Here is a 20,162-nt window from a genome sequence, read left to right on the forward strand (position 1 = left end):
GCACTGCGGGGCGGAGCGGGCGCATGCCCCGTCCCTGCCCGTCGGACAGCGGTCCGGCGCCGGCCGGTCAGGCCGAGGCGTGACGGCGACGGAGGTGGTACGCGTGGGACCACCTCGCCCCAGTGACGGACCGGGCCGAAACCGAGCAGGGCGAGGATCTCGGTGAGGAGGGTCGGGTTGAAGACGTAGTTGTCAGCCGGCAAGCGAGCGGTAGGAGTACTCCTAGGCCCTGTCGTCGAACTCCCGCCAGGGCTGGTCGCGATGGGTGAAGGCAGCGCGCAGCTCCGGCTCGCCTATCGCCCGGATGCCGCGTACGGCGACGGAGGTGAGGAAGGACCGCTCGTCGCCGTCACCGGCCGGCCGCCGGGTCAGTGACCCCAGCAGGGCCTGTCCGGCCGGGGAGGCCCAGCGCGAGTACGGATGCACCTCGACCCGGGCGATGGCCAGGCAGCTCAGGGCGAGCGTGAGCGGCAGGGCGAACCACAGGGCGACGAGGAGGCGCGGCATCCCGGTCTGGGCGGGCATCAGCAGCGCGGTCAGGCCCAGTGCGAGGACGGTGAGCGCGGCGGCGCGCACCTGGCGGACCCCGGCCGCCACGGTCGTACCCGCGCCGTCGGGCACCGCGAGTCCGGCGTGCACCAGACTGTCGGCGAGCCGGCGTACCGCCTCGGCGCCGGCCGCCGCGGTCCGCACCGGAGCGATCCGGGACTGGCCTTCCGGCCCGATCGCCCCTATGACGGACCGCTCCATCTCGTCGCGGCCCCGGGGGTCGACCACCGTGGCCCACCCCGTGTGCGCGAGCAGCAGCCGTCGCTGCCGGGCCATGGAGACCATGGTCACATCGGCGACCCGCGCGGGGCCGCCGGACAGGAACGCCGCCTCGTACAGCGTCAGAGCGTGCCCCCGGTCCGCGGTGGTTCCGCCCGTGTCAGCGGCCGCCGCGCGTACGGCGGCCAGACACAGCCGGGTGCACGCGATGCCGGCGAACGCCCAGGCCAGGAGCAGCAGTAGGACCCAGAACATGACGTGTTTCTATGCCAGTGGCCTGGGAAATGCCATGCCCTGTTCACTATCCGGACCGAGTGTTGTCGGTCTGTGACGTTCCGTTTTTCCCGCAGTTCAGGGGCCATTGGACGGGGGCGGGCCGGAGGCGGCGGGCGGCAGGGAGTACGTAGTGGAGGGCGACGGCGCGACCGGCACCGCGGAGCCGGGGTCGACCGCAGGGGGTGTGGGCACGGGGGAGGGGGACGCCGCGAGATCCCGGGCCAGCGCCGAGAAGTCGACGTACCCGGTCGCCTCCAGGACCTTGATGTGGTCCAGTACGGTCGTGTTGGCGTCGTCGGCCAGATCGCGGACCAGCGAGTTCTGGGTCCCGGCGCGGACCTGGGCGACCAGGGAGAACACCCGGCCGTGCGCGAGGCGGAGGATGCCCGCGAACTTGCGGTCGAAGTCCTGGCCCTGCGCCGCGTCCAGGGTGGCGAGCCACTGATTCTGCTGCTCGTTCGGCTCGTTGGGCAGGGGCACGCCGAGCTGGGAGGCCACGGTGCGGACGTGGGCGTCGAGGGAGGTGTGCCCGTCGATCAGGTGCTGTCCGGCGTCCCGTACGGCCTGTGTGGTCCCCTTCCGCTTCGCCAGCTGACCGGCGGGCAGCTCCCAGAGACCCGCCAGGCGGACCTTGGTGACGAAGTCCCGGTCCTGCGCCGACAGCGGACCGTACGGGGTCGTCACGGTCTGCGCGCTCAGCACGCTCGCGCCGGTCGTGCCCGGCTGGTCGGCATACGACCAGAGCGGGATGAGCAGCGCCGCGCACGTCGCCGCCATGCCTATGACGATGAGTCCGGTGCCGCTGAATATGCCTCGGCCCTTGATCGGGGGTCGCGGTCGCATGGTGCCTCCTGCACCGCACACCAGAGTGCATCGGGGTGGGTGCGGGACTGGCATATTACTGCGGGGTCGGGGGTGGCCAGGCACAGTGCCGTTGAGCTACGGGCCGTCGGGGCCGGGAGTGAGGGAGACACCCGGCAGGCGCAGGCCCAGGCACCCGGCAGGCCCAGGCCCAGGCTCAGGCGCAGGACCGGCAGGCACCGGCCACCCGGCAGGCGCCGGTGGGCGCCCCGACCCCGCCCGGCACCAGCGCCGGGCGCCTCGCTCACCCCCTCCGCAGCAGCACCCGCGCCCGCGCCGCCAGCCCACGGGACCGCGGCGCCGGACCCGCGCGGTGGAGCCACCACTCCCGCAGCTCCCGCCGCACCCGCGCATCCTCCGGCCGCCCGACCTTCAGCAGATGCCCCGCGAAGTCCAGCGCATCCCGCCGATACCCCCCGCTCATCGGCCGCACGCGCGCATACCCGAGGAACGCCTCCCGGTACCCCGCCCCGAGAATCACCGGCAGCTCCGGTGCCACCTTCGCCACCACGTCCGCCCGCTTCGCCGCGAGCGCCCGCGCCTGCACCCCCATCCGCACCCGGTCGAACCCTTCCGGCACCGGCGTCCCGGCCACCAGCGAGGACAGCACCGCGGCCTGGGCGACGCCGAGCCGCTGCCGGGCCTCGGGCGGAGCCAGGAGGACGACGCCCCCCGCGGACACTGCGCCGGCCGTGGCCGCCGCACCTTCCACGGGCGCCGTCCCGGCAGCCGCAGCCTCCGCAGGCCCCGCCCCGGCAGTCTCCACTTGCCCCGCCCCGGCAGCCCGTCCGGCCGCAACGGACTCCCGGATCGCCTCCAACTCCCGCTCCAGCTCGGCCGGTTCGGGGAAGTTCTCGTCCCGCTCCAGCAGCACTCCGGGAGGTGCGGCCCGGGACGCGAGGTCGGTCAGGATGTCCAGCACCGGACGCGGCACGGGGTGTGCATGGCTGTCGTGCCAGACGCCGTCGCGCTCGAAGCCGCCCGCGACATGGACGTAGGCAAGGGCCTCCAGGGGCAGCGCGGCGAGCGCCTCGGCCGGGTCCTCGCCGCGGTTGACGTGGTTGGTGTGCAGGTTCGCCACGTCGATGAGCAGCCGTACCCCGGTCCGCTCGACCAGCTCGGCCAGGAACTGCCCCTCGCTCAGCTCCTCGCCCGGCCAGGAGAACAGCGCGGCGATGTTCTCCAGGGCCAGCGGCACGGGCAGCGCGTCCTGGGCGATCCGCACGTTCTCGCAGAGCACGTCCAGCGCGTCCCGGGTGCGCGGCACGGGCAGCAGATGGCCCGCCTCCAGGTGCGGCGAGGCGGTGAGCGCGCCGCCCGCCCGTACGAACGCGATGTGCTCGGTGACCAGCGGAGCGCCGAGCGCCTCCGCCCGCTCGGCGAGTGCCGTCAGCCGTCCCGCGTCGGGCCGGTCCGCGCCGCCGAGGCCGAGGGAGACGCCGTGCGGGATCACGGTCACCCCGCGCTCGCGCAGGCGCAGCAGCGAGTCGGGGAGGTGGCCGGGGCAGACGTTCTCCGCCACGGCCTCCACCCAGTCGATGCCCGGCATGCGCTCCACGGCGTCCGCGATCTCCGGCCGCCAGCCGATTCCCGTGCCCAGTCGCCGCATGGCTCCACCCCCTCGGTCGAATGTCGGGGGTATGGCCCGGCCGGGCGGATCCGAATCCCCGCCGAGCCGCCTTCAGAGGAACATTTGAGGTTCGGTACCCGCCCTACCGCCGTCACCGCCGTACGGGCCGCCCCGCGTCACCCGGTGCTCCCTACCGCAGCGCCGGATGATCGGCGACCACGGTGCAGGAGCCGGGAGCGATCTCCGTGAAGCCCGCGTCCCGTACCAACGGCAGCCCGCTGCCGGTCAGCTCGCGCCACTCGGCGGGATCGGCCGTGCGCACGGCCAACGGGAACCCGGCCCCCGCCCACGCGGTGCGGGCCTCGTCGGACAACGCCCACCAGGCCAGCTGGGCGCCGTGCCCCGCCTGGGCCATCGCCTTGCCGGCCGACATCTCCAGCCCCGGGTTCAGCCACAGCACCGGCTGCGCACGATCGGCGCCGGCCGGCGGTTCCGGATCGTCCAGCTCCGTCCCCGACACCTGCAGCTTCACCAGCTCCTTGGGCCAGCCGTCCAGTGGCACCGGCGGGAAGACCCGCACCTCGGCGGACTTGCCGGTCACCGTGATCCCGGGCAGCGCCTCGGCCCGCCGCCACTCGGCCCCCCGGGCCCGCCGCACGACCTTCCGGATCCGAGCGTCCTCCCAGTCCCGCACGGCCTCGGCCCACTCTCCGTCACCGGCGGCCCGCTCATCACCGAGCAGGACGAGCACGGCCCGCGCGGCCGCCTCCAGCGCATCGGTACGAGCAGGAGGGGCACTCCGTTCGATGCGCACGACGAGCGGCAGCACGTACTGGGGCGCCTCGTCGCGGGGGGTGCGCTCGGAGTGGAAGGGACTGTCACGGGGGGCGGTCGGTACCTGGCTCACAGGAGTCAACCCTACGAGCTGTCCCTCCGGACTGGATACGCTGGCCCGTCATGATCAACGGGAGGGCGCCGGGATGAGCCAGTACTTCGACATCGGCGACGAGACGCTGTGGAACCCGTCGAACGGAGCCGCGCGGCTCTTCCTGCTGCAGGTGGCGGCCTTCGAGGAGGAGGTGGGGCTGCCCTCGGGGTTCGGGCCGATGGAGAACGACGAGTGCCGGCTGGACCCGGTCGCGTTCGAGGCCTTCCTCGACGCGCTGCTGGCGCGGCACCGGAGAACGAGCCACGCCGTCCTGCTGGCCCTGTCCGAAGGCTTCGTGGCCACCGTGCTGGTGCTGGCGGAGCGCGCCGGGATCGAGGCGGACTGGGAGCGGCTCGAAGAGATCCCGTCGGGCCCCCTCTCGGACGTGCAGGCCGGGGCCCGCACGGGGATGTCCACCCCGGCGGACGCCGGCGTGTGGGGGACGGCACTGCGCGAACGGGCACAGGAGCTGGGCCGCCGCATGCCCCGCTGAACCGGAACGAGCAAGCGCCCGCCGCCCGCCGGTCACCCTGAGCAGGCGGTGCGCTGTGCCTCCTGCCACTCGCACACCGGGCAGAGCGTGATGCCCTTGTACGACTGCGGGTACTCCGTGGGCTCCTGACACAGAACGCACTCGGCATACGGCGGGCCGTCGGCCTTCGGGGGCCGGGCCGCGTCAGTGACCGTGCAACAGTCCTCGTCGCTCATGCCCTCAGCGTAGGACGGTCACCGGTGGCCCTTCGTCTCCCCGATCAGCTCGGAGACCTTCACGAACCGGTACCCCTGCTTGCGCAGCTCGGGCACGACCGTGCGGACGACCTGCTCGGTCGTCGGCGCGGCGCTGCGGGTGCAGTGCATGACGACCACCGACCCGGGCTTCACACCGTCCAGCACCTGCCGGACGACCGCGTCGGCGTCCGTGGCGAACGCGTCCCCGCTCACCACGTCCCACTGCACCGCGGTGACCCCGATCCCGCTGAGCGCGCGCAGCGCCTGACGGTCGTAGCAGCCGCCGGGGAAGCGGAAGTAGGGCAGCGCGTCGGATACGCCCGCCTTGTGGAGGGCGGTGTACGCCCGCTCGACGTCCGTCCGCATCCGGTCCGGGCCGACGGTCGGCAGCCCGTAGCAGTCGTCGGTGAACGCGTAGTGGCTGTAGGAGTGGTTGGCCACCTCGAACTGCGGGTCGTGGCCGAGGGAGCGGGCCTGCGCCGGGTACTGCTCGGCCCACCGGCCGGTCATGAAGACGGTGGCCGGCACCTTCAGCGTGCGCAGGGTGCCGATCAGGTCCGGGTTGTCGAAGTGCTCGCCGGAGGCGGCGCGGGGCCCCTGGTCGGCGGTCATGTCGGCGTCGAAGGTCAGCGCGACGGTCTTGCCCAGGGTGCGCGGACCGTGCTCGAACACCGGGGTCAGACCGTCCGGGCCCGGGGCGAGCACGGGTGCCCGGGAGCCGGACGGGGAGGCGGCGGTGCCGGGCTCGGCGTGGGCCGGCCGTGCGGTGCCGGGGGTGCCCGCGGTACCGCAGGCGGCGAGGGCCGCGCCCAGGGCGCAGACGGCGGTGATACGGCGTGCTGGTGCAATCACAGTATGAAAGTAGGACTAAATGATCGGTTATGCGTTGATATGACCAGTGGCACGGCGAGGCGGTCACCCGCACGGCGGCCAACCACCCCTCACCCACGTGAACAACGCCGCGGGTCAATCCGCCTGGCGCCCGTACCGCCCGGTCAGGGTCCCCGTGGCCAGCGTGTGGCCGGACAGGGCGTGGAGGAGGTCGGCGCGGGTGGCGTCGGCGGTGAGGTCCGGGCGGCGGTCGGTGGCGTACACCGTCAGGACGTAGCGGTGCGGGCTGTCCCCGCGGGGCGGGCAGGGGCCGCCGTAGCCCGTCCTGCCGAAGTCGTTGCGGCCCTCGGCCGCCCCCCGCGGGTGCTCGCCGGCGGTGAGGTGGCCGGCGTGCGGGTCGATGTCCCACACCAGCCAGTGCGTGAAGGTGCCGCGCGGGGCGTCCGGGTCCTGGAGCAGGAAGGCCAGGGAGGAGGCTTGCGGGGGTACGCCGGTGACGGCGAGCGGAGGCGACACGTTCTCGCCCTCGCAGGTGTAGCGCCGCGGGATCGTGCCGCCGTCGGCGTAGGCGGGGCTCATCACCGTGAGCCGGTGGGAGGTGGTGGGGGAGGGGGCCGAACCCGAGCCGCTCCGGTCCCCGCACCCCGACACGACGGCCGTCGCGGCCACGACGGCGATCACCCAACCCTTGCGCATGCCGGAACGCTAACCGGAGCGCTGCTTTCCGTCGCCGTTCGGCGCGGGCTGCTGCGGGCCCTTTTCCAGGAAGTGCAGCAGTTCCACCGGGATCGGCAGGACCAGAGTGGAGTTCTTCTCGGCCGCCACCGCCATCACGGTCTGCAGCAGCCGCAGTTGGAGGGCGGCCGGTTGGTCGGACATCTGCTCGGCGGCCTCGGCGAGCTTCCTGGAGGCCTGCAGCTCGGCGTCGGCGTTGATGATCCGGGCCCGGCGCTCCCGGTCGGCCTCGGCCTGGCGGGCCATGGACCGCTTCATCGTGTCCGGCAGGGACACGTCCTTGATCTCCACCCGGTCGACCTGGATGCCCCAGCCGACGGCCGGGCTGTCGATCATCAGCTCCAGGCCCTGGTTGAGCTTCTCCCGGTTGGAGAGCAGGTCGTCCAGGTCGCTCTTGCCGATGATCGAGCGCAGCGAGGTCTGCGCCATCTGGGAGACCGCGAACTTGTAGTCCTCGACCTTCACCAGCGCGCTCGTTGCGTCGACCACCCGGAAGTAGACGACCGCGTCCACACGCACGGTGACGTTGTCGCGGGTGATGCCCTCCTGGGCGGGCACCGGCATGGTGACGATCTGCATGTTCACCTTGTGCAGCCGGTCCACGAACGGGATCACCAGCGTCAGGCCCGGTTGCCGGGTGTCACCCGCGACCCGCCCGAGCCGGAACAGCACACCCCGCTCGTACTGCTTGACCACCCGTGCTGCCATCGCCAGATACACGACGCCCACGGAACCCAGTGCCGCGGCGGCGCCCAACAGCTCCTGAAGCATGGTGACCTCCTTGCCGAAGGCCTGCCTTCTGTCCGCTGCTGCAACGATATGCCCGGCCCGGGGCGGAAGCCATGGGCCGGGCAGCAGGGTCCGGGCCGGGGTGCCGAGGGGCGTCGGCGCCCCGGCCCGGTGACGACCGCCCGGTGTCAGGCGGCCGTGGCTCTCACCGGCTCCTCCGGCTCCGTGACCTGGACCGGCTCGGTACCTTCCGCGCTGTGCCGGGCGGCCCAGTTCTCCAGGGCCTTGCGGCAGGCGTGGTCCAGATGGTGCAGGCCGGACAGATTCAGGCGCACCGGGCGGTCCTGGGGCAGCGACTCCAGGCTGTCGAGGATCTTCGGCAGCCGCAGGAAGGTCGCGTTGCCCGACAGGTACGCCTCGATCGGGCCCGCGCCCTTGTCGACGACCTCAAGCCGGATGTGCGAGGCCTCCCAGGCCGTCTTGACGATCGCAAGGGCGAGGCCGATGAGCACACCCTCGAACATGCTGACCGCCACGATCGAGACGGCGGTGACGGCCAGGATCAGCGCCTCCCCCCGGTGTTCGCGCCACAGCCCGGCCAGCGCCCGGACCGGCACCAGCTTGGCGCCGGAGTAGACCAGGATGCCCGCGAGGGCCGGGATCGGGATGTAGGCGAGCACGCCCGGGAGCAGAGCCGCGAACAGCAGCAGCCAGACGCCGTGCAGCACACGGGACGCCTTCGTCCGGGCGCCCGCCTGCACGTTGGCCGCGCTGCGCACGATCACCGCGGTCATCGGCAGCGCGCCGAGCAGCCCGCACACGGCGTTGCCCGCGCCCTGGGCGATCAGCTCCTTGTCGTACTCGGTGCGCGGCCCGTGGTGCAGCCGGTCCACGGCCGCCGCACTGAACAGCGACTCGGCGGACGCGATCAGGGTGAACGCGACGACCGTGCCGAGCACCCCGACGCTCGCGAGCTCGGCGAAGGCGCTCATCGGCGGGGGCTGGACGGAGTCCAGCAGCCCCTTCACCTCGACGGTGGCCACCGGCAGGCCGAGCGCGAGCGCGGCCAGCGTGGCCAGGCCGACTGCGGCGAGCGGACCGGGCACCGTCCGCACCTTCGCCGGCGCGTGCTTCCACAGCACCAGCACCGCGACGGTGCCCGCGCACAGGGCGAGCGAGAGGAGCGCCGGCCTGTTGCCGAGGACGTCCAGGAACGCCCCCGGCAGCCCGGCCATCTTGCCCAGGCCCGAGTCGGGAGCCTTGGCCGCCATGGCCGGATACAGCTGCCCGGCGATCAGGACCAAGCCGATCCCGGCCAGCATGCCCTCGACGACCGACACCGAGATGGCCCGGAAGTACCGGCCCAGCCTCAGCGTGCCCATGAGGAGCTGGAGCGCGCCGGCGGTGAGCACGACGGCACCGAGGACCGGCAGCCCGAACTCCTTGACCGCCTCGTAGACGAGCACGGTCAGTCCGGCGGCCGGTCCGGACACCTGGAGGCTGCTGCCGCGCATCAGCCCGGTGACGAGGCCGCCCACGATGCCGGTGACCAGGCCGAGTTCGGCCGGCACCCCGGAGGCGACGGCCACGCCCACGCACAGCGGGAGCGCGACCAGGAACACGACGAGGGAGGCGGCGAAGTCCTGCTTCAGATGGGGGAAACGGGATATGAGAGTGCTGTTCATCGGCGCGCTCACAGGGCTTCGAAGGTGTCGGTCTGCGGGCGGTGCGTCCGGACGGCGCCGGTGTGCACCTCGTAGTACCAGGCGTGCAGGCCCAGCTGCCCCTGCGCCAGCTTTCGCGCGATGCACGGATACGAGCGCAGCCGCAGCAGCTGGGTGAGGGCATGGCTCTGGACGCCCTCGGCGACCTCGGGGTCCTCGGCCGCGCCGGCCGGGCGCGGGGTGGCGTGCGCCAGCCAGTCGCGCACGGCGGGTACGGCGGTCAGGTCGTCGCCGCGCACCAGCGCGCCGACGGCCCCGCAGTGCGAGTGGCCGCACACGACGATGTCGCGGACGCCGAGCACCTCGACGGCGTACTCGATGGTGGCGGCCTCGCTGGTGGGGTGCTGCGAGGTGTACGGAGGGACGATGTTGCCCGCGGTGCGCAGCTCGAAGAGCTCGCCGGGGCGGGCGCCCGTGATCAGGGCCGGGACGACCCGGGAGTCGGAGCAGGTGATGAACAGGACCTGCGGGGACTGGCCTTCTGCGAGTTTGGCGAACTCCTCAGGGCGCTGTCCGAAGGTGCGGGCGTTGTCGATGAGGGGCTGCATATGTGTGGATTCCTCCTGGCGCGCCGCAGCGGCGCGTCGGGCTTGCACGACGTTCGTGGGGGGCGAGCCGTCTCTCAGCAGCGGAAGACCTGAAGAGCTGCCGGGGAGTGGGCTCTGGAGGATCTCGAGGTGCGGTGGTGCGGTGCACCGGATGCGGCCGGCGCCTGTGGGGCGGCCGCCTGACGGGCTATGGGCGGGCGCTCGTGCGCCCAGCCGGAGACGGAGCCGCGCTGCCGGTCGCGCAGGTGCCGGCCACCCGCGGCGGGCTCCTGCGAACAACCGCTGTCGCGGAGCGTGTACGCCCCGTTGCGCGCGGGATGGGTGGGGTGCACGGTTTCGGGTGCAGCTTTGGCCTTCGCGTGACTCGCTGTGTGCGCGGTTGCGAAGGTTCCCGTCGGTGCGAAGAACTGCAGGGCGAGCAGGGCGGCGCTGAGCAGGGTGAGCACGGCCCGGGCCGTCGTACCTCGGAACATGCACCCTCCTCCCGAGAGCTCACGCCTCTTGCCCACGCCAAGCATTGGTCAATGGATGGTCAAGAAACACGTTAACCCTGCAAAGTCCTTTGCAGGGTTAACTGGGCGTTACGAGCGCAAGAGAGCGTGAAAAGTGCGGGCGAGTGGCTTGAACTGGCCCTTGACCCGGGGGTGTCTGATCGGCTGTCAGGGGCGGCTAGGAGGCGAGGAGTCCCTTGGCGTCCCGGGCCAGCGCGGTGAGCCGGGATATCGCGCGGAAGTACTTCTTGCGGTATCCGCCGTTCAGCATCTCCTCGCTGAACAGCCGGTCGAACGGCAGCCCCGACGCGAGCACCGGGACCTCACGGTCGTACAGGCGGTCCGCCAGCACCACCAGCCGCAGCGCGGTCGACTGGTCCGGCACCGGCTGCACATCGGTGAGGCACACCGCCGTCACCCCGTCGGTCAGGGCGCCGTACCGGCTCGGGTGCACCTTGGCCAGGTGCTCCAGCAGATGCGGGAAGTCGTCCAGGGAGGCGCCCGCTGTGGCGTACGCCGCCTTCGTCACCTCTTCGTCGGAGAACGGCGCCGGAGCCTCGGGCAGGCCCCGGTGGCGGTAGTCCTCGCCGTCGATGCGCAGGGGGCGGAAGTGGGCGGACAGGCCCTGGATCTCGCGCAGGAAGTCGGCGGCGGCGAACCGGCCCTCGCCCAGCTTCCCGGGCAGCGTGTTGGAGGTGGCGGCGAGCGCCACGCCTGCCTCGACCAGCTTGCCGAGCAGTGTGGAGACGAGCACGGTGTCGCCGGGGTCGTCCAGCTCGAACTCGTCGATGCAGAGCAGACGGTGGCCGCTGAGCGTTTGCACGGTCTTCTGGAAGCCGAGCGCGCCGACCAGGTTGGTCAGTTCCACGAAGGTGCCGAACGCCTTGAGCGCGGGCTCGGCCGGGGTGGCGTGCCACAGGGAGGCGAGCAGGTGGGTCTTGCCCACGCCGTAGCCGCCGTCCAGGTAGACGCCGCGGGGACCGGCCGGGGTCTTCGGCGCCCTGGCCCTGCCGAAGCCGAAGAATCCGCGCCGGCCGGAGCCGGAGGCGTGTGCGCCGCCGAGTCCGGCCGCGAAACCTTCCAGCACCCGCACCGCCTCGGTCTGGCTCGGCTGGTTCGGGTCCGGGATGTACGTCGCGAAGCGCACCGAGTCGAAACGCGGCGGCGGCACCATCTCGCCGACCAGACGGTCCGCGGGGACGTGCGGCTCACGGGTGCACAGGGACAGCGGGCCCGCATCGGTCAAAGGGCTGGAACCGGGGGCGGTGGTGGAGGACGACACGGTTACCCATGCTAAGCGCCGTGTCACACTGCACGACATGCGACGCCTGTTCCCTGTGACCGACGAAACAGCAGCCCAGGCCTTCGGCGGGGGCGCGGAGGGGGAGGAGGGGCATGGGGCGGCCGCGGCTCATGCGGCTCCCGCGCCGGACGGGACCGGCGGTTCTGCCGGTGCCGATGGGCTCGTGAACCGTGAGTGGAGCCTCGCCGAGCTGGCCGCCGCCTACGCCTATCCGGAGCCGGTGCCCGGGGCCGGTGCCCCGCGGCCGTGGCTGCGGGCCAACATGGTCTCGACCCTCGACGGCGCCGCCCAGCACGAGGGGCACTCCCAGCCCATCTCCAGCGCGGCCGACATGCGCGTCTTCGGCACGCTCCGCGCGCTCGCCGACGCGATCGTGGTGGGAGCGGAAACGGTACGGCAGGAGGGGTACCGCCCGGCACGCGCGCGTGCGGAGTTCGCGGAGGCCCGGAAGGGCGCGGGGCAGGGCCCGGCCCCGGCGATCGCGGTCGTCACCACCGGTCTGGAGCTGGACTTCTCCCTGCCACTGTTCACCTCGCCCCTGGTGCCCACTCTGATCCTGACCGGTGCCGGCGCGCCCCCGGACCGCGTCGCCGCCGCCGAGAAGGCCGGCGCCCGCGTGGTCGTCGCGGGGGACGGCATGGGCGTCGACCCGGCCCGCGCGGTACGCGCCCTCGCCGATCTCGGTCACACCCGGCTGCTCACCGAGGGCGGTCCCCGGCTGCTCGGCCAGCTGGTGGCCGCGGAGGTGCTCGACGAGCTGTGCCTGACCGTCTCGCCGATGCTCACGGCGGGGGACGCCCAGCGCATCGCCGGAGGGCCGTCCGTGGCCGTTCCGCGCCGCTTCGAACTGATGTCCTTGCTGGAGGACGACGGTTTCCTGTTCAGTCGTTACCGGCGGTCCTGAAAACAGCGGAATCAGCCGTTCCGTTTGGCTTTCGGCGGGCACACTAGGTCCGGCACTACCCGTGCGATCACGGGGCAGGATGGTTTCCGCAGGGCCTTGCCGGGCCCACGGAGGACGCAGGGCCCCACCGGGCCCTCGAAGGAGAAGAGGCGCCTGGTGTTCACAAGCGTTCTGATGATCGAGAAGGCTCTGACATCCGCCGACGTGGAGTTCGTCACCACCTTGCACGGGGACGAGCCGGTCTCCTTCCACGTACTGCTCCAGCCGCGCGGTGACCAGGCGGACCGGCTGCTGCGGGCCATCGACGACATCGCGCTCGGCGAACTGGACGAGGCCCGCCGCGAGGGTGCGACGCCCGAGGGCGAGGAGGCCAGGAGCGTGGGACAGCAGGCGCTCGATGTGTCCCTGACGGCCCTGCGGACCGCCGGCAGCGAGGCCGAGGGACGATTGGTCGAGGATCATCCGCTCGACGCGCTGAAGGCTCTGGTCGCCGAGGCCGGGGCCGATGAGGTCATCGTGCTGACCGATCCCCACTATGTGGAGGAGTTCTTCCACCGGGACTGGGCCTCCCGGGCCCGGCACAAGGTCGGTGTGCCGGTGCTGAAGCTGTTCTCGCACAGCAAGGCGTAGCCGCTGCCGCTTCGCCCGGCCGTCGGGGTGGCGGGGAACGGCGGGCGCGATCTCGGCTGCGGGTGGTCCGCGGCCGGCCGTCCAGTACCCCGCGCCCCCGCGGGCCGGCCGCGCCTGCGCCCCTTGCGAGGTGCCCCGTGTTCCAGCGCATAGGCTAGGCCTGCTCTAGCCCGCACCGTCTCTGGGGAGAAACACATGGCACCCGGCCTTCCCACCGCCATGGACCGTCCGCACTTCATCGGCATCGGCGGCGCCGGGATGTCGGGCATCGCCAAGATCCTCGCGCAGCGTGGGGCCAAGGTGGCCGGGAGTGACGCCAAGGAGTCGGCGACCGCCGAGGCGCTGCGCGCCCTCGGTGCGACCGTGCACATCGGGCATGCCACCGAGCACCTCGCCGACGACGCGAGCTGTGTCGTCGTGTCCTCGGCGATCCGCAAGGACAACCCGGAGCTGGCCCGCGCCGCCGAGCTGGGCATCCCGGTGGTGCACCGCTCCGACGCGCTCGCCGCGCTGATGGAGGGCCTGCGGCCGATCGCCGTGGCCGGTACCCACGGCAAGACCACCACCACCTCCATGCTGGCGGTCTCGCTCGGCGAGCTGGGCCTGAAGCCGTCGTACGCCATCGGCGGCGACCTGGACGCGCCCGGCTCGAACGCGCTGCACGGCGAGGGCGAGATCTTCGTCGCCGAGGCCGACGAGTCGGACCGCAGCTTCCACAAGTACGCGCCCGAGGTCGCCATCGTCCTCAACGTCGAGCTGGACCACCACGCCAACTACGCCTCGATGGACGAGATCTACGAGTCCTTCGAGACCTTCGCCGGCAAGATCGTGCCCGGCGGCACGCTGGTGATCTCCGCCGACCACGAGGGTGCGCGGGAGCTGACGCGGCGGCTGTCCGGGTCGGTGCGGACCGTGACCTACGGCGAGGCCGAGGACGCCGACGTGCGGGTCCTCGCCATCGTGCCGCAGGGGCTGAAGAGCCAGGTCACCGCGGTGCTGGACGGGCAGGAGCTGACCTTCGCGGTCTCCGTGCCCGGCCGTCACTACGCACTCAACGCGGTCGCCGCGCTGGCCGCCGGCGCCGCCCTCGGCATCCCCGCCGGCGAGCTGGCGCCCGCGCTGGCCGCCTACACCGGTGTCAAGCGGCGCCTGCAGCTCATGGGCGAGGCGGCCGGCGTGCAGGTGATCGACTCCTACGCCCACCACCCCACCGAGATGACCGCCGACCTGGAGGCCATGCGCGCCGCGGCCGGTGACTCCCGGATCCTGGTCGTCTTCCAGCCGCACCTGTTCTCCCGCACCCAGGAGCTGGGCAAGGAGATGGGCCGGTCGCTGGCGCTCGCCGACGCCTCGGTCGTACTCGACATCTACCCGGCCCGCGAGGACCCGATCCCCGGGGTGACCAGCAAGCTGATCATCGAGGCGGCGCGCGCGGCGGGCGCCGACGTCACCGCCGTGCACGCCAAGGCGGAGAGCCCCGCGGTGATCGCGGGAATGGCGAAGCCCGGTGATCTCGTTCTCACCATGGGCGCGGGCGACGTGACCGACCTGGGCCCGCAGATCCTGGACCGCCTGTCGCAGCAGTAGAGGGGCTGAAGCTCATGTCGTACGACGTCGAGAAGCCGGACGAGCAGTGGCGCGCGGAGCTGACGCCCGGCGAGTACGCCGTGCTGCGCCAGGCCGCCACCGAGCCGGCCTTCACCGGTGAGTACACGGACACCAAGACCACGGGCGTCTACTCCTGTCGTGCCTGCGGTGCCGAGCTGTTCACCTCCACGACCAAGTTCGAGTCGCACTGCGGCTGGCCGTCCTTCTACGACCCGAAGGACACCGACGCGGTGGAGCTGATCGAGGACCGCTCCCACGGCATGGTCCGTACCGAGGTCCGCTGCGCCCGCTGCGGCTCCCACCTCGGCCATGTCTTCGAGGGCGAGGGCTACCAGACCCCCACCGACCAGCGGTACTGCATCAACAGCATCTCGCTGCGGCTGACGCCGGACGAGGCCTGACACCACGGGGGCTCCAGGGGCGGCCGGGACACCTGGGACCGGTGCCCGGCGCGCTCCGGTTTGAGAGTCTGTGAGGGTGATGGGTGTCGCGCGCTGGATCCAGACCCGTCGCAAGCCCGTGCCCGCCGACGGCCACCGTCAGGAGGACGGGGCCGGCGATCCGGAGGGCGACGCGCCGCGGCTGGCGCTGCTGCGCGCCGCCGCCGGCGGGATCGGTACGACCCTCGACGAGGAGACCACCTGCTCCGAGCTGACCCGGGCCGCCGTACGGCTGGCCGGCGGCGGGGCCGCGGTCATGCGCCGGACCGGGAAGATCGTCTCCGGCTACGAGGCGATCACCGGGGACGAGTACGTACTGCCCGATGCCCGGTGGGCCACGGCCCTGGCCCGGGAGGTGGGCACTCCGGCGGCCGACAGACTGCCGGAGCCCTGGATCGAGCAGCCGGCCGGCAGCCGCGCCCGGCCCGCGCTCTGTCTGCCGCTGACCAGCGGCAGCGACCAGTACGGCATCCTGGTCGCGGCGCGGCACGGAGCGCGGTTCACCCGTTCGGAGGCCGAGCAGCTGAGCCTCCTCGCCGAACGCGCCGCCTCCCACATCCGGCACGCCCGCGCCTACGACCTGGTCAACCGCACGGCCGGTGACCTGCAACGCGCGCTGCTGGCGGAGCCCGGCCGACCGCACCCGAACCTGGACGTCGCCATCCGCTACCTCCCGGCCGGCAGCAGCCGGGTGCTGGTCGGCGGCGACTGGTGCGAGACCGTACGGCTCCATTTCGGCCGCACCCTGCTCGTCGTCGGCGATGTGATGGGCCACGGTCTGGAGGCCGCCGTCGACATGAGCGCCTACCGCTCCTCGCTGCGCTACATCGCCTCCTCCGACCTGCCACCGCATCGGGTGCTGCGGCAGATGGACGACATAGCCTCCGGCGAGGCCGAGCGGAGGCCGGCCACCTGTCTGCTGGCGCGGATCGACCCCGGCCGGGGCCAGGTCACGCTCGCCAGTGCGGGCCATCTGCCGCCCGTGCTCATCAGCGGGGACGGCCGGACCGACCCCCTGCCCGTGCCGGTCGGGCCGCCGCTCGGCACCGGCTTCGGCGGCTACGAGTCGGCCACCCACAAGCTGTCCCCCGACCAGACCCTGGTGCTCTTCACCGACGGGCTCGTGGAGCGCCGCGGCGAGGACATCGACAGCTCCATGGCCCGTCTGTCCGCCCTGCGCTTCACCGCCGGCCACGGCGTGGACGAGGTCCTGGACACCATCCTGACCAGCCTGGACGCCCGCCACGCGGAGGACGACGTGGCGGTTCTCGCGGCGCGGCCACGGTCGCGGCACGTGAGTGCGGAGAGGCCGGTCGACGCCGGGGCGGTGGGCTGAACCCCCCTTCCTCCTTCCCGCCCGTTCAGGCGCCCGCGTGCACCAGCGCCGTCCAGGTCCAGGGCCGTTCCGGCGCGGCCGTGCGCAGGGCTCGTACGGTGTGGTGGAGGGCGAGGGCCGCGGGCAGTGGGCCGGGGTCCGGCAGGGCGGGGGCCAGGGTGCGGTGGAAGGCGGCCGCCGCGTCGGCCGCGAATGTGTCTCCGACCTCCCAGAGCGTGGCCACCGACTGGGTGTAGCCGGCCAGCTGGAAGGCGGAGGCGAGATGGATCACCTCGTCGACGAGGTCGGGCGAGGAGCTGCCCCGGGCCGTACCGCAGGCCGACAGGTAGGCCAACTCAGCTGACTCCAGGTGCAGTTCGGCGATGTCCCCGATGAGCAGGTCGCCGTCGGCGAGCAGCAGCCGGCCGGCGGCCGCGTCCTCCGGGTCGCTGTCCGCGTGGCAGGCGAAGTGCACCACCGCCGCGTCGAGCACCGCCCTGCGCACCGCCTCCCGGGTGGCGGCCGGCCCGATCAGCGGGGTGCCGCCGCCCGCCGCGGCCGCCGCCGTGGCCTCGGCCACCGTCCGGGCCAGCGGCGCCTGCCCGGCCGTCTGCGGCATGGCCACCGCGAGGACCCCGCGCCGGCCGGGGTCCGCGCGCCGGCGGGCCCGGCTGAACAACAGGGCGCGCAGCGTCGGCGTATAGGAGGAGGCCACCCGGTCGAGGACCGCCGAGCCCGCCGGCGCGCCCGGGCCGTGGTGCCCGGCGGCGTGCAGCGGGAAGGAGTTGAGCACACCGGACGGCGACCACCACAGGCGGGGCCAGGGCGCACCCGGCTCCGGCGGGCCGGTGAACCCCAGGGTGTCCAGGACCGGTTCGGCCAGAACGTCCCACAGCCAGGCCAGCGTGCCGGTGAAGACCTCCCGCGCCTCCTCGAACAGCGGGTCACGCGGCCCGGCGGTGAGCACCTCGACGGCCATCCGGAAGGACTCGGCCTGCGCCACCAGGTCGGAGGCGTAGAGCCGGGGCAGTTTCACCGTCCGCAGCCCGTCGGGGCACAGCGCGAGAGCGTCGCAGCGGCGCGGGTGGACGTTGATGCTGACCACGGGACCCTCCGCGGCCGCGGGCTGCAGATCGTCCAGGCCGAGCGGCAACGGGGTGAGGAACCGCTGGAAGCCCGGACGCCGCTGGAGTTCGGTGATCAGCCGGGCCGCCTCCGCGGAGACGGCGCGCTGCGCCTCGGTCTCCTCCTCGGTGGGCCAGCGGCCCGGCTCCATGCCGCGGCGCAGCCCCCGCAGCCGCCCCAGCGCGTCGCGCAGCCGGGCGTGCAGACCGGCGTCGGTGCCGTGCAGGACGGCGAGTTCGCGACGGGCGTTCAGGGCCGTGGACAGCAGATGGGCCCGGCCGTCCTCCAGCGTTTCCAGGGCTTCCACGGGATCGCGGCCGTCCAGGGCCTTCGCGGCCCCGTCGGAGGCCAGCCGGGTGACCAGGCTGGGTGACCGTCCGGCCCGGGGCGGTTCACCGTCGAGCAGCCGGCCGCGCTGGACGCGGGACTCGACGGCCGAGGTCCACTGCGACAGCAGCATCGTGGTGCGCCAGCCAGGGTCGGCCACGGCGGTCAGCTCGCGGGCCAGGTCCTGGGCCTCGGTGAAGTCCGCCTCCTCCGACCACAGCCCGTGCCGGATGAACAGCATGAGTGCCAGGGTGGTGCGCGAGTCGTCGTACTCCGGGGTGCCCGGCGTGAGTTCGGCCAGTCTGCGGCGGGCGCCCCGTACGCCCTCCTCCAGGGTCTGCACGTGCTCGAACGGCGACTCGTAGGCGAAGGCCAGCGCCGTGTGCCCGGCGAACAGCTCAGGGTCGATGCCCATCTCCCGCATCTGCTCCGGGAGTTCCTCGTACAGCTCCCGCAGCAGGGGCAGCGCCTCGCGCATCCTGGCGACGCGGGCCGCGTCGTCCTCCGTCTCGCTCAGCGACTCGTGCATCACCTTCATCAGGGTCAGCGTCGACCGGCCGGTCTTCAGAACGCGGTACTCGCGGGAGTCCTCCGCCAGCCGGGAGAGCACACGCTCGTGGACATCGAGGAGTTCGTCGAGTCCGCTCGTGTCGACCGGCCCCTGCGGCAGCGGTTCCGGGTCGGAGGTGCCGCCCTCCAGGAACTCGGTGAGGGCCTGCGCGCGATCCTCCTCGGGCAGCCGGGAGATGCGCCGGACCTGCATCTCCAGGGCCTTGGTGAAGATGTCACCGAGGGAGACCTGCTGCGGATAGGCGAGGACCATGTTGCCGAAGTCCATCAGCTCCTGGCTGCGGCTGCTGCCGCCCTGCGGTCCCATGCCCAGCAGGCCCATCACGGCGGCTATCGGATGGTCGCCGGTCTCCCCGGCCAGTACCGGTCGCAGGACGTCGTCGATGGCGCCCCAGTCGTCCTGCTGGCCGGAGGTGAGGTCCGACCGGGAAGCCAGCTCGCCCTTCAGCGTGGCCGCCTGGAACAGCAGCGCCTCGGCCCGCTGTGTGCGTTCGGCGTCCCCGGCGAACACGGGATCGGCCTCGGCGAGCAGATCGACGGCCTCCTGCGGCCGCTGTGCCGCGATCAGGGTGTCGGCCAGGCGCAGCATGACGTCCGCACACTCCGGGTGGCCGGCGGGCGTCAGGTCGAGCAGTCGGCGTAACGTCCCGACTGCCTCCGCGGCCTGTGCCGCGGACCGCGGCCGATCGCCCCGGGGCAGGCCGACCAGGGTGGCCCCGGCCAGCCGGTCGAGACGGCTCCGCAGGACCTCGGTCTCCTCGTCCGGGGTGAGGTCGAGGGAGCGCCGGAGCGCGGCGACGGCCTCCTCCCGCACCTCGGGGCCCACCTCCTCGTCCTCGTCGGCGCTCGCGGCGTACATGGTGAGGGCGTAGCCGAGGTCGGAGTGCATCTGCGCCACGTTCTCGTCGGCCGGGCCGGCACTCCGGGTCGCCGTCCGCAGCAGCTCGGCCGACTCGCCCAGCAGGGCGCGGCTCTCGGTCACGCCCGCCTGGGCCAGCAGCGCGAGACCGAGCCCGTTGGCGCAGCGGGCGCGGTTGGGGTGGTCAGGGGGAGTGGCGGCGAACGCGGTGCGCAGGACGGCGACGGCCTCGGCGACCCGCTGCGGCCCGGCCTGGCCGCGGACGCTGCCGAGCAGCAGCGCGTAGCCGAGGTTGCAGCCGGCCAGCGCCCGGTCGTGTCCGTCGGGTGCGAGGTACGGCATGGCCTCGCGGGTCAGCCGGGCGGCCGCGTCCCAGGCCTCGGGCCAGGCCAGCACGATGCCCAGCTCCAGCAGCAGCATCGCCACGTTGGAGAGGGACGCGGCATGCTCGTGGACGATCGCCTGGGGGTCCTCGGGGCGCCGGCCCTCGGGTCCGAGCAGTTCGTCCAGCCCGGCGCGCAGAGGTGGCGGCAGGACGTCCGGGGTGCCGGGCAGATGGCAGTAGAACGGGGCGAGGAGCAGCAGACCGTTGCGGGCGTCCAGGTCGGCGGTCGGGACCTCGTGCCGGTCGTCCGCGCGGACCAGCAGCGCGACCCCGAGCGTGTACGCCACCTCCTGGTCGACGTCGTACCCGCCGTCCGGGGCGGTGCCCACCAGGTGCCGCAGCAGCGCGTCGGTCTCGGCGTGCGCCTCCTCGGTGTGCAGCGTCGCGGTGCCGCCCGGGACGCCGAGTCCGTCCAGCCGGGCGCGGACCGCGCCGAGCAGCCGTTCGCGCTCGGCCCGCCGGTCCTCGCCCGACGGCTGCTGTTCCCCAGCCGTTTCCGTTGCCAT

The 20,162-nt window shown here is 73.1% G+C and carries 19 protein-coding genes; 6 read left to right on the forward strand and 13 right to left on the reverse strand.

Going from position 1 to position 20,162, the window contains the following annotated elements:
• Nucleotides 1-222: 222 nt before the first annotated feature.
• The 4 genes from ACIRU3_RS09735 to ACIRU3_RS09750 form a co-directional block, all read right to left on the reverse strand.
• Entirely contained in the window at nt 223-1,023 is an 801-nt protein-coding gene (locus tag ACIRU3_RS09735) for a TIGR04222 domain-containing membrane protein (RefSeq protein WP_404053878.1), read from the reverse strand.
• Between the two features lie 96 nt (nt 1,024-1,119).
• The gene (locus ACIRU3_RS09740) at nt 1,120-1,887 is read right to left on the reverse strand and encodes a DUF4142 domain-containing protein (RefSeq protein ID WP_404053880.1); all 768 of its coding nucleotides are present in this window, start codon (nt 1,885-1,887) and stop codon (nt 1,120-1,122) included.
• A gap of 262 nt (nt 1,888-2,149) precedes the next feature.
• Nucleotides 2,150-3,514 (reverse strand): DUF692 domain-containing protein, encoded by a 1,365-nt coding sequence (locus ACIRU3_RS09745; protein WP_404053882.1) that lies wholly within the window; start codon nt 3,512-3,514, stop codon nt 2,150-2,152.
• Between the two features lie 151 nt (nt 3,515-3,665).
• On the reverse strand, nt 3,666-4,382 hold the full coding sequence (locus ACIRU3_RS09750; protein WP_404053885.1) for a peptidyl-tRNA hydrolase: 717 nt from the start codon (nt 4,380-4,382) through the stop codon (nt 3,666-3,668).
• Between the two features lie 73 nt (nt 4,383-4,455).
• On the opposite strand from ACIRU3_RS09750, the gene ACIRU3_RS09755 reads away from it, so the two are divergent.
• The gene (locus tag ACIRU3_RS09755; protein WP_404053888.1) at nt 4,456-4,896 is read left to right on the forward strand and encodes a DUF6086 family protein; all 441 of its coding nucleotides are present in this window, start codon (nt 4,456-4,458) and stop codon (nt 4,894-4,896) included.
• A 32-nt stretch (nt 4,897-4,928) separates the two neighbouring features.
• Here ACIRU3_RS09755 and ACIRU3_RS09760 read toward each other — a convergent pair whose 3' ends face one another.
• The 8 genes from ACIRU3_RS09760 to zapE form a co-directional block, all read right to left on the reverse strand.
• Nucleotides 4,929-5,111 (reverse strand): hypothetical protein, encoded by a 183-nt coding sequence (locus tag ACIRU3_RS09760; protein ID WP_404053890.1) that lies wholly within the window; start codon nt 5,109-5,111, stop codon nt 4,929-4,931.
• Between the two features lie 18 nt (nt 5,112-5,129).
• A complete protein-coding gene (locus ACIRU3_RS09765; RefSeq protein WP_404053892.1) occupies nt 5,130-5,984 on the reverse strand; it encodes a polysaccharide deacetylase family protein in 855 nt (284 codons plus the stop codon).
• A gap of 114 nt (nt 5,985-6,098) precedes the next feature.
• Nucleotides 6,099-6,659 carry a YbhB/YbcL family Raf kinase inhibitor-like protein gene (locus ACIRU3_RS09770; protein ID WP_404053895.1) on the reverse strand — a complete coding sequence of 187 codons (561 nt, stop codon included), beginning with the start codon at nt 6,657-6,659 and terminating at the stop codon, nt 6,099-6,101.
• 9 nt (nt 6,660-6,668) lie between these two features.
• Nucleotides 6,669-7,469, reverse strand: a complete 801-nt coding sequence (locus ACIRU3_RS09775) for a slipin family protein (protein ID WP_404053898.1) — start codon at nt 7,467-7,469, stop codon at nt 6,669-6,671.
• 146 nt (nt 7,470-7,615) lie between these two features.
• Nucleotides 7,616-9,112, reverse strand: coding sequence for a SulP family inorganic anion transporter (locus ACIRU3_RS09780; protein ID WP_404053901.1), 1,497 nt, complete (start codon nt 9,110-9,112; stop codon nt 7,616-7,618).
• 8 nt (nt 9,113-9,120) lie between these two features.
• Nucleotides 9,121-9,699, reverse strand: a complete 579-nt coding sequence (locus tag ACIRU3_RS09785; protein ID WP_404053903.1) for a carbonic anhydrase — start codon at nt 9,697-9,699, stop codon at nt 9,121-9,123.
• A 74-nt stretch (nt 9,700-9,773) separates the two neighbouring features.
• Entirely contained in the window at nt 9,774-10,172 is a 399-nt protein-coding gene (locus ACIRU3_RS09790; protein ID WP_404053906.1) for a hypothetical protein, read from the reverse strand.
• A gap of 196 nt (nt 10,173-10,368) precedes the next feature.
• The gene (gene zapE / locus ACIRU3_RS09795) at nt 10,369-11,472 is read right to left on the reverse strand and encodes a cell division protein ZapE (RefSeq protein WP_404053909.1); all 1,104 of its coding nucleotides are present in this window, start codon (nt 11,470-11,472) and stop codon (nt 10,369-10,371) included.
• Between the two features lie 37 nt (nt 11,473-11,509).
• Between zapE and ACIRU3_RS09800 the strand changes: the two genes are divergently transcribed.
• The 5 genes from ACIRU3_RS09800 (at nt 11,510) to ACIRU3_RS09820 (ending at nt 16,411) form a co-directional block, all read left to right on the forward strand.
• The gene (locus tag ACIRU3_RS09800) at nt 11,510-12,397 is read left to right on the forward strand and encodes a pyrimidine reductase family protein (protein ID WP_404053912.1); all 888 of its coding nucleotides are present in this window, start codon (nt 11,510-11,512) and stop codon (nt 12,395-12,397) included.
• Nucleotides 12,398-12,553: 156 nt separating this feature from the next.
• The gene (locus ACIRU3_RS09805; protein ID WP_404053915.1) at nt 12,554-13,027 is read left to right on the forward strand and encodes an indole-3-glycerol phosphate synthase; all 474 of its coding nucleotides are present in this window, start codon (nt 12,554-12,556) and stop codon (nt 13,025-13,027) included.
• Between the two features lie 195 nt (nt 13,028-13,222).
• Nucleotides 13,223-14,614 (forward strand): UDP-N-acetylmuramate--L-alanine ligase, encoded by a 1,392-nt coding sequence (murC, locus tag ACIRU3_RS09810; RefSeq protein WP_404053917.1) that lies wholly within the window; start codon nt 13,223-13,225, stop codon nt 14,612-14,614.
• A 14-nt stretch (nt 14,615-14,628) separates the two neighbouring features.
• A complete protein-coding gene (msrB, locus tag ACIRU3_RS09815; RefSeq protein WP_404053920.1) occupies nt 14,629-15,036 on the forward strand; it encodes a peptide-methionine (R)-S-oxide reductase MsrB in 408 nt (135 codons plus the stop codon).
• A 79-nt stretch (nt 15,037-15,115) separates the two neighbouring features.
• The gene (locus tag ACIRU3_RS09820) at nt 15,116-16,411 is read left to right on the forward strand and encodes a PP2C family protein-serine/threonine phosphatase (RefSeq protein ID WP_404054423.1); all 1,296 of its coding nucleotides are present in this window, start codon (nt 15,116-15,118) and stop codon (nt 16,409-16,411) included.
• 25 nt (nt 16,412-16,436) lie between these two features.
• On the opposite strand, the gene ACIRU3_RS09825 is transcribed toward ACIRU3_RS09820, so the two are convergent.
• A complete protein-coding gene (locus tag ACIRU3_RS09825) occupies nt 16,437-20,162 on the reverse strand; it encodes a CHAT domain-containing protein (RefSeq protein WP_404053923.1) in 3,726 nt (1,241 codons plus the stop codon).

Origin of the sequence: Streptomyces sp. NPDC101151, assembly GCF_044768335.1 — a bacterium.
In the GTDB taxonomy this organism is placed as follows: Bacteria; Actinomycetota; Actinomycetes; order Streptomycetales; family Streptomycetaceae; genus Streptomyces.

Bases quoted from the DNA above. Each gene is read 5' to 3' on its own strand.
- ACIRU3_RS09735 (WP_404053878.1), bottom strand. From the start codon at position 1,023: ATGTTCTGGGTCCTACTGCTGCTCCTGGCCTGGGCGTTCGCCGGCATC.
- ACIRU3_RS09740 (WP_404053880.1), bottom strand. From the start codon at position 1,887: ATGCGACCGCGACCCCCGATCAAGGGCCGAGGCATATTCAGCGGCACC.
- ACIRU3_RS09745 (WP_404053882.1), bottom strand. From the start codon at position 3,514: ATGCGGCGACTGGGCACGGGAATCGGCTGGCGGCCGGAGATCGCGGAC.
- ACIRU3_RS09755 (WP_404053888.1), top strand. From the start codon at position 4,456: ATGAGCCAGTACTTCGACATCGGCGACGAGACGCTGTGGAACCCGTCG.
- ACIRU3_RS09760 (WP_404053890.1), bottom strand. From the start codon at position 5,111: ATGAGCGACGAGGACTGTTGCACGGTCACTGACGCGGCCCGGCCCCCG.
- ACIRU3_RS09770 (WP_404053895.1), bottom strand. From the start codon at position 6,659: ATGCGCAAGGGTTGGGTGATCGCCGTCGTGGCCGCGACGGCCGTCGTG.
- ACIRU3_RS09775 (WP_404053898.1), bottom strand. From the start codon at position 7,469: ATGCTTCAGGAGCTGTTGGGCGCCGCCGCGGCACTGGGTTCCGTGGGC.
- ACIRU3_RS09780 (WP_404053901.1), bottom strand. From the start codon at position 9,112: ATGAACAGCACTCTCATATCCCGTTTCCCCCATCTGAAGCAGGACTTC.
- ACIRU3_RS09785 (WP_404053903.1), bottom strand. From the start codon at position 9,699: ATGCAGCCCCTCATCGACAACGCCCGCACCTTCGGACAGCGCCCTGAG.
- ACIRU3_RS09790 (WP_404053906.1), bottom strand. From the start codon at position 10,172: ATGTTCCGAGGTACGACGGCCCGGGCCGTGCTCACCCTGCTCAGCGCC.
- ACIRU3_RS09800 (WP_404053912.1), top strand. From the start codon at position 11,510: ATGCGACGCCTGTTCCCTGTGACCGACGAAACAGCAGCCCAGGCCTTC.
- murC (WP_404053917.1), top strand. From the start codon at position 13,223: ATGGCACCCGGCCTTCCCACCGCCATGGACCGTCCGCACTTCATCGGC.
- msrB (WP_404053920.1), top strand. From the start codon at position 14,629: ATGTCGTACGACGTCGAGAAGCCGGACGAGCAGTGGCGCGCGGAGCTG.
- ACIRU3_RS09820 (WP_404054423.1), top strand. From the start codon at position 15,116: ATGGGTGTCGCGCGCTGGATCCAGACCCGTCGCAAGCCCGTGCCCGCC.
- ACIRU3_RS09825 (WP_404053923.1), bottom strand. From the start codon at position 20,162: ATGGCAACGGAAACGGCTGGGGAACAGCAGCCGTCGGGCGAGGACCGG.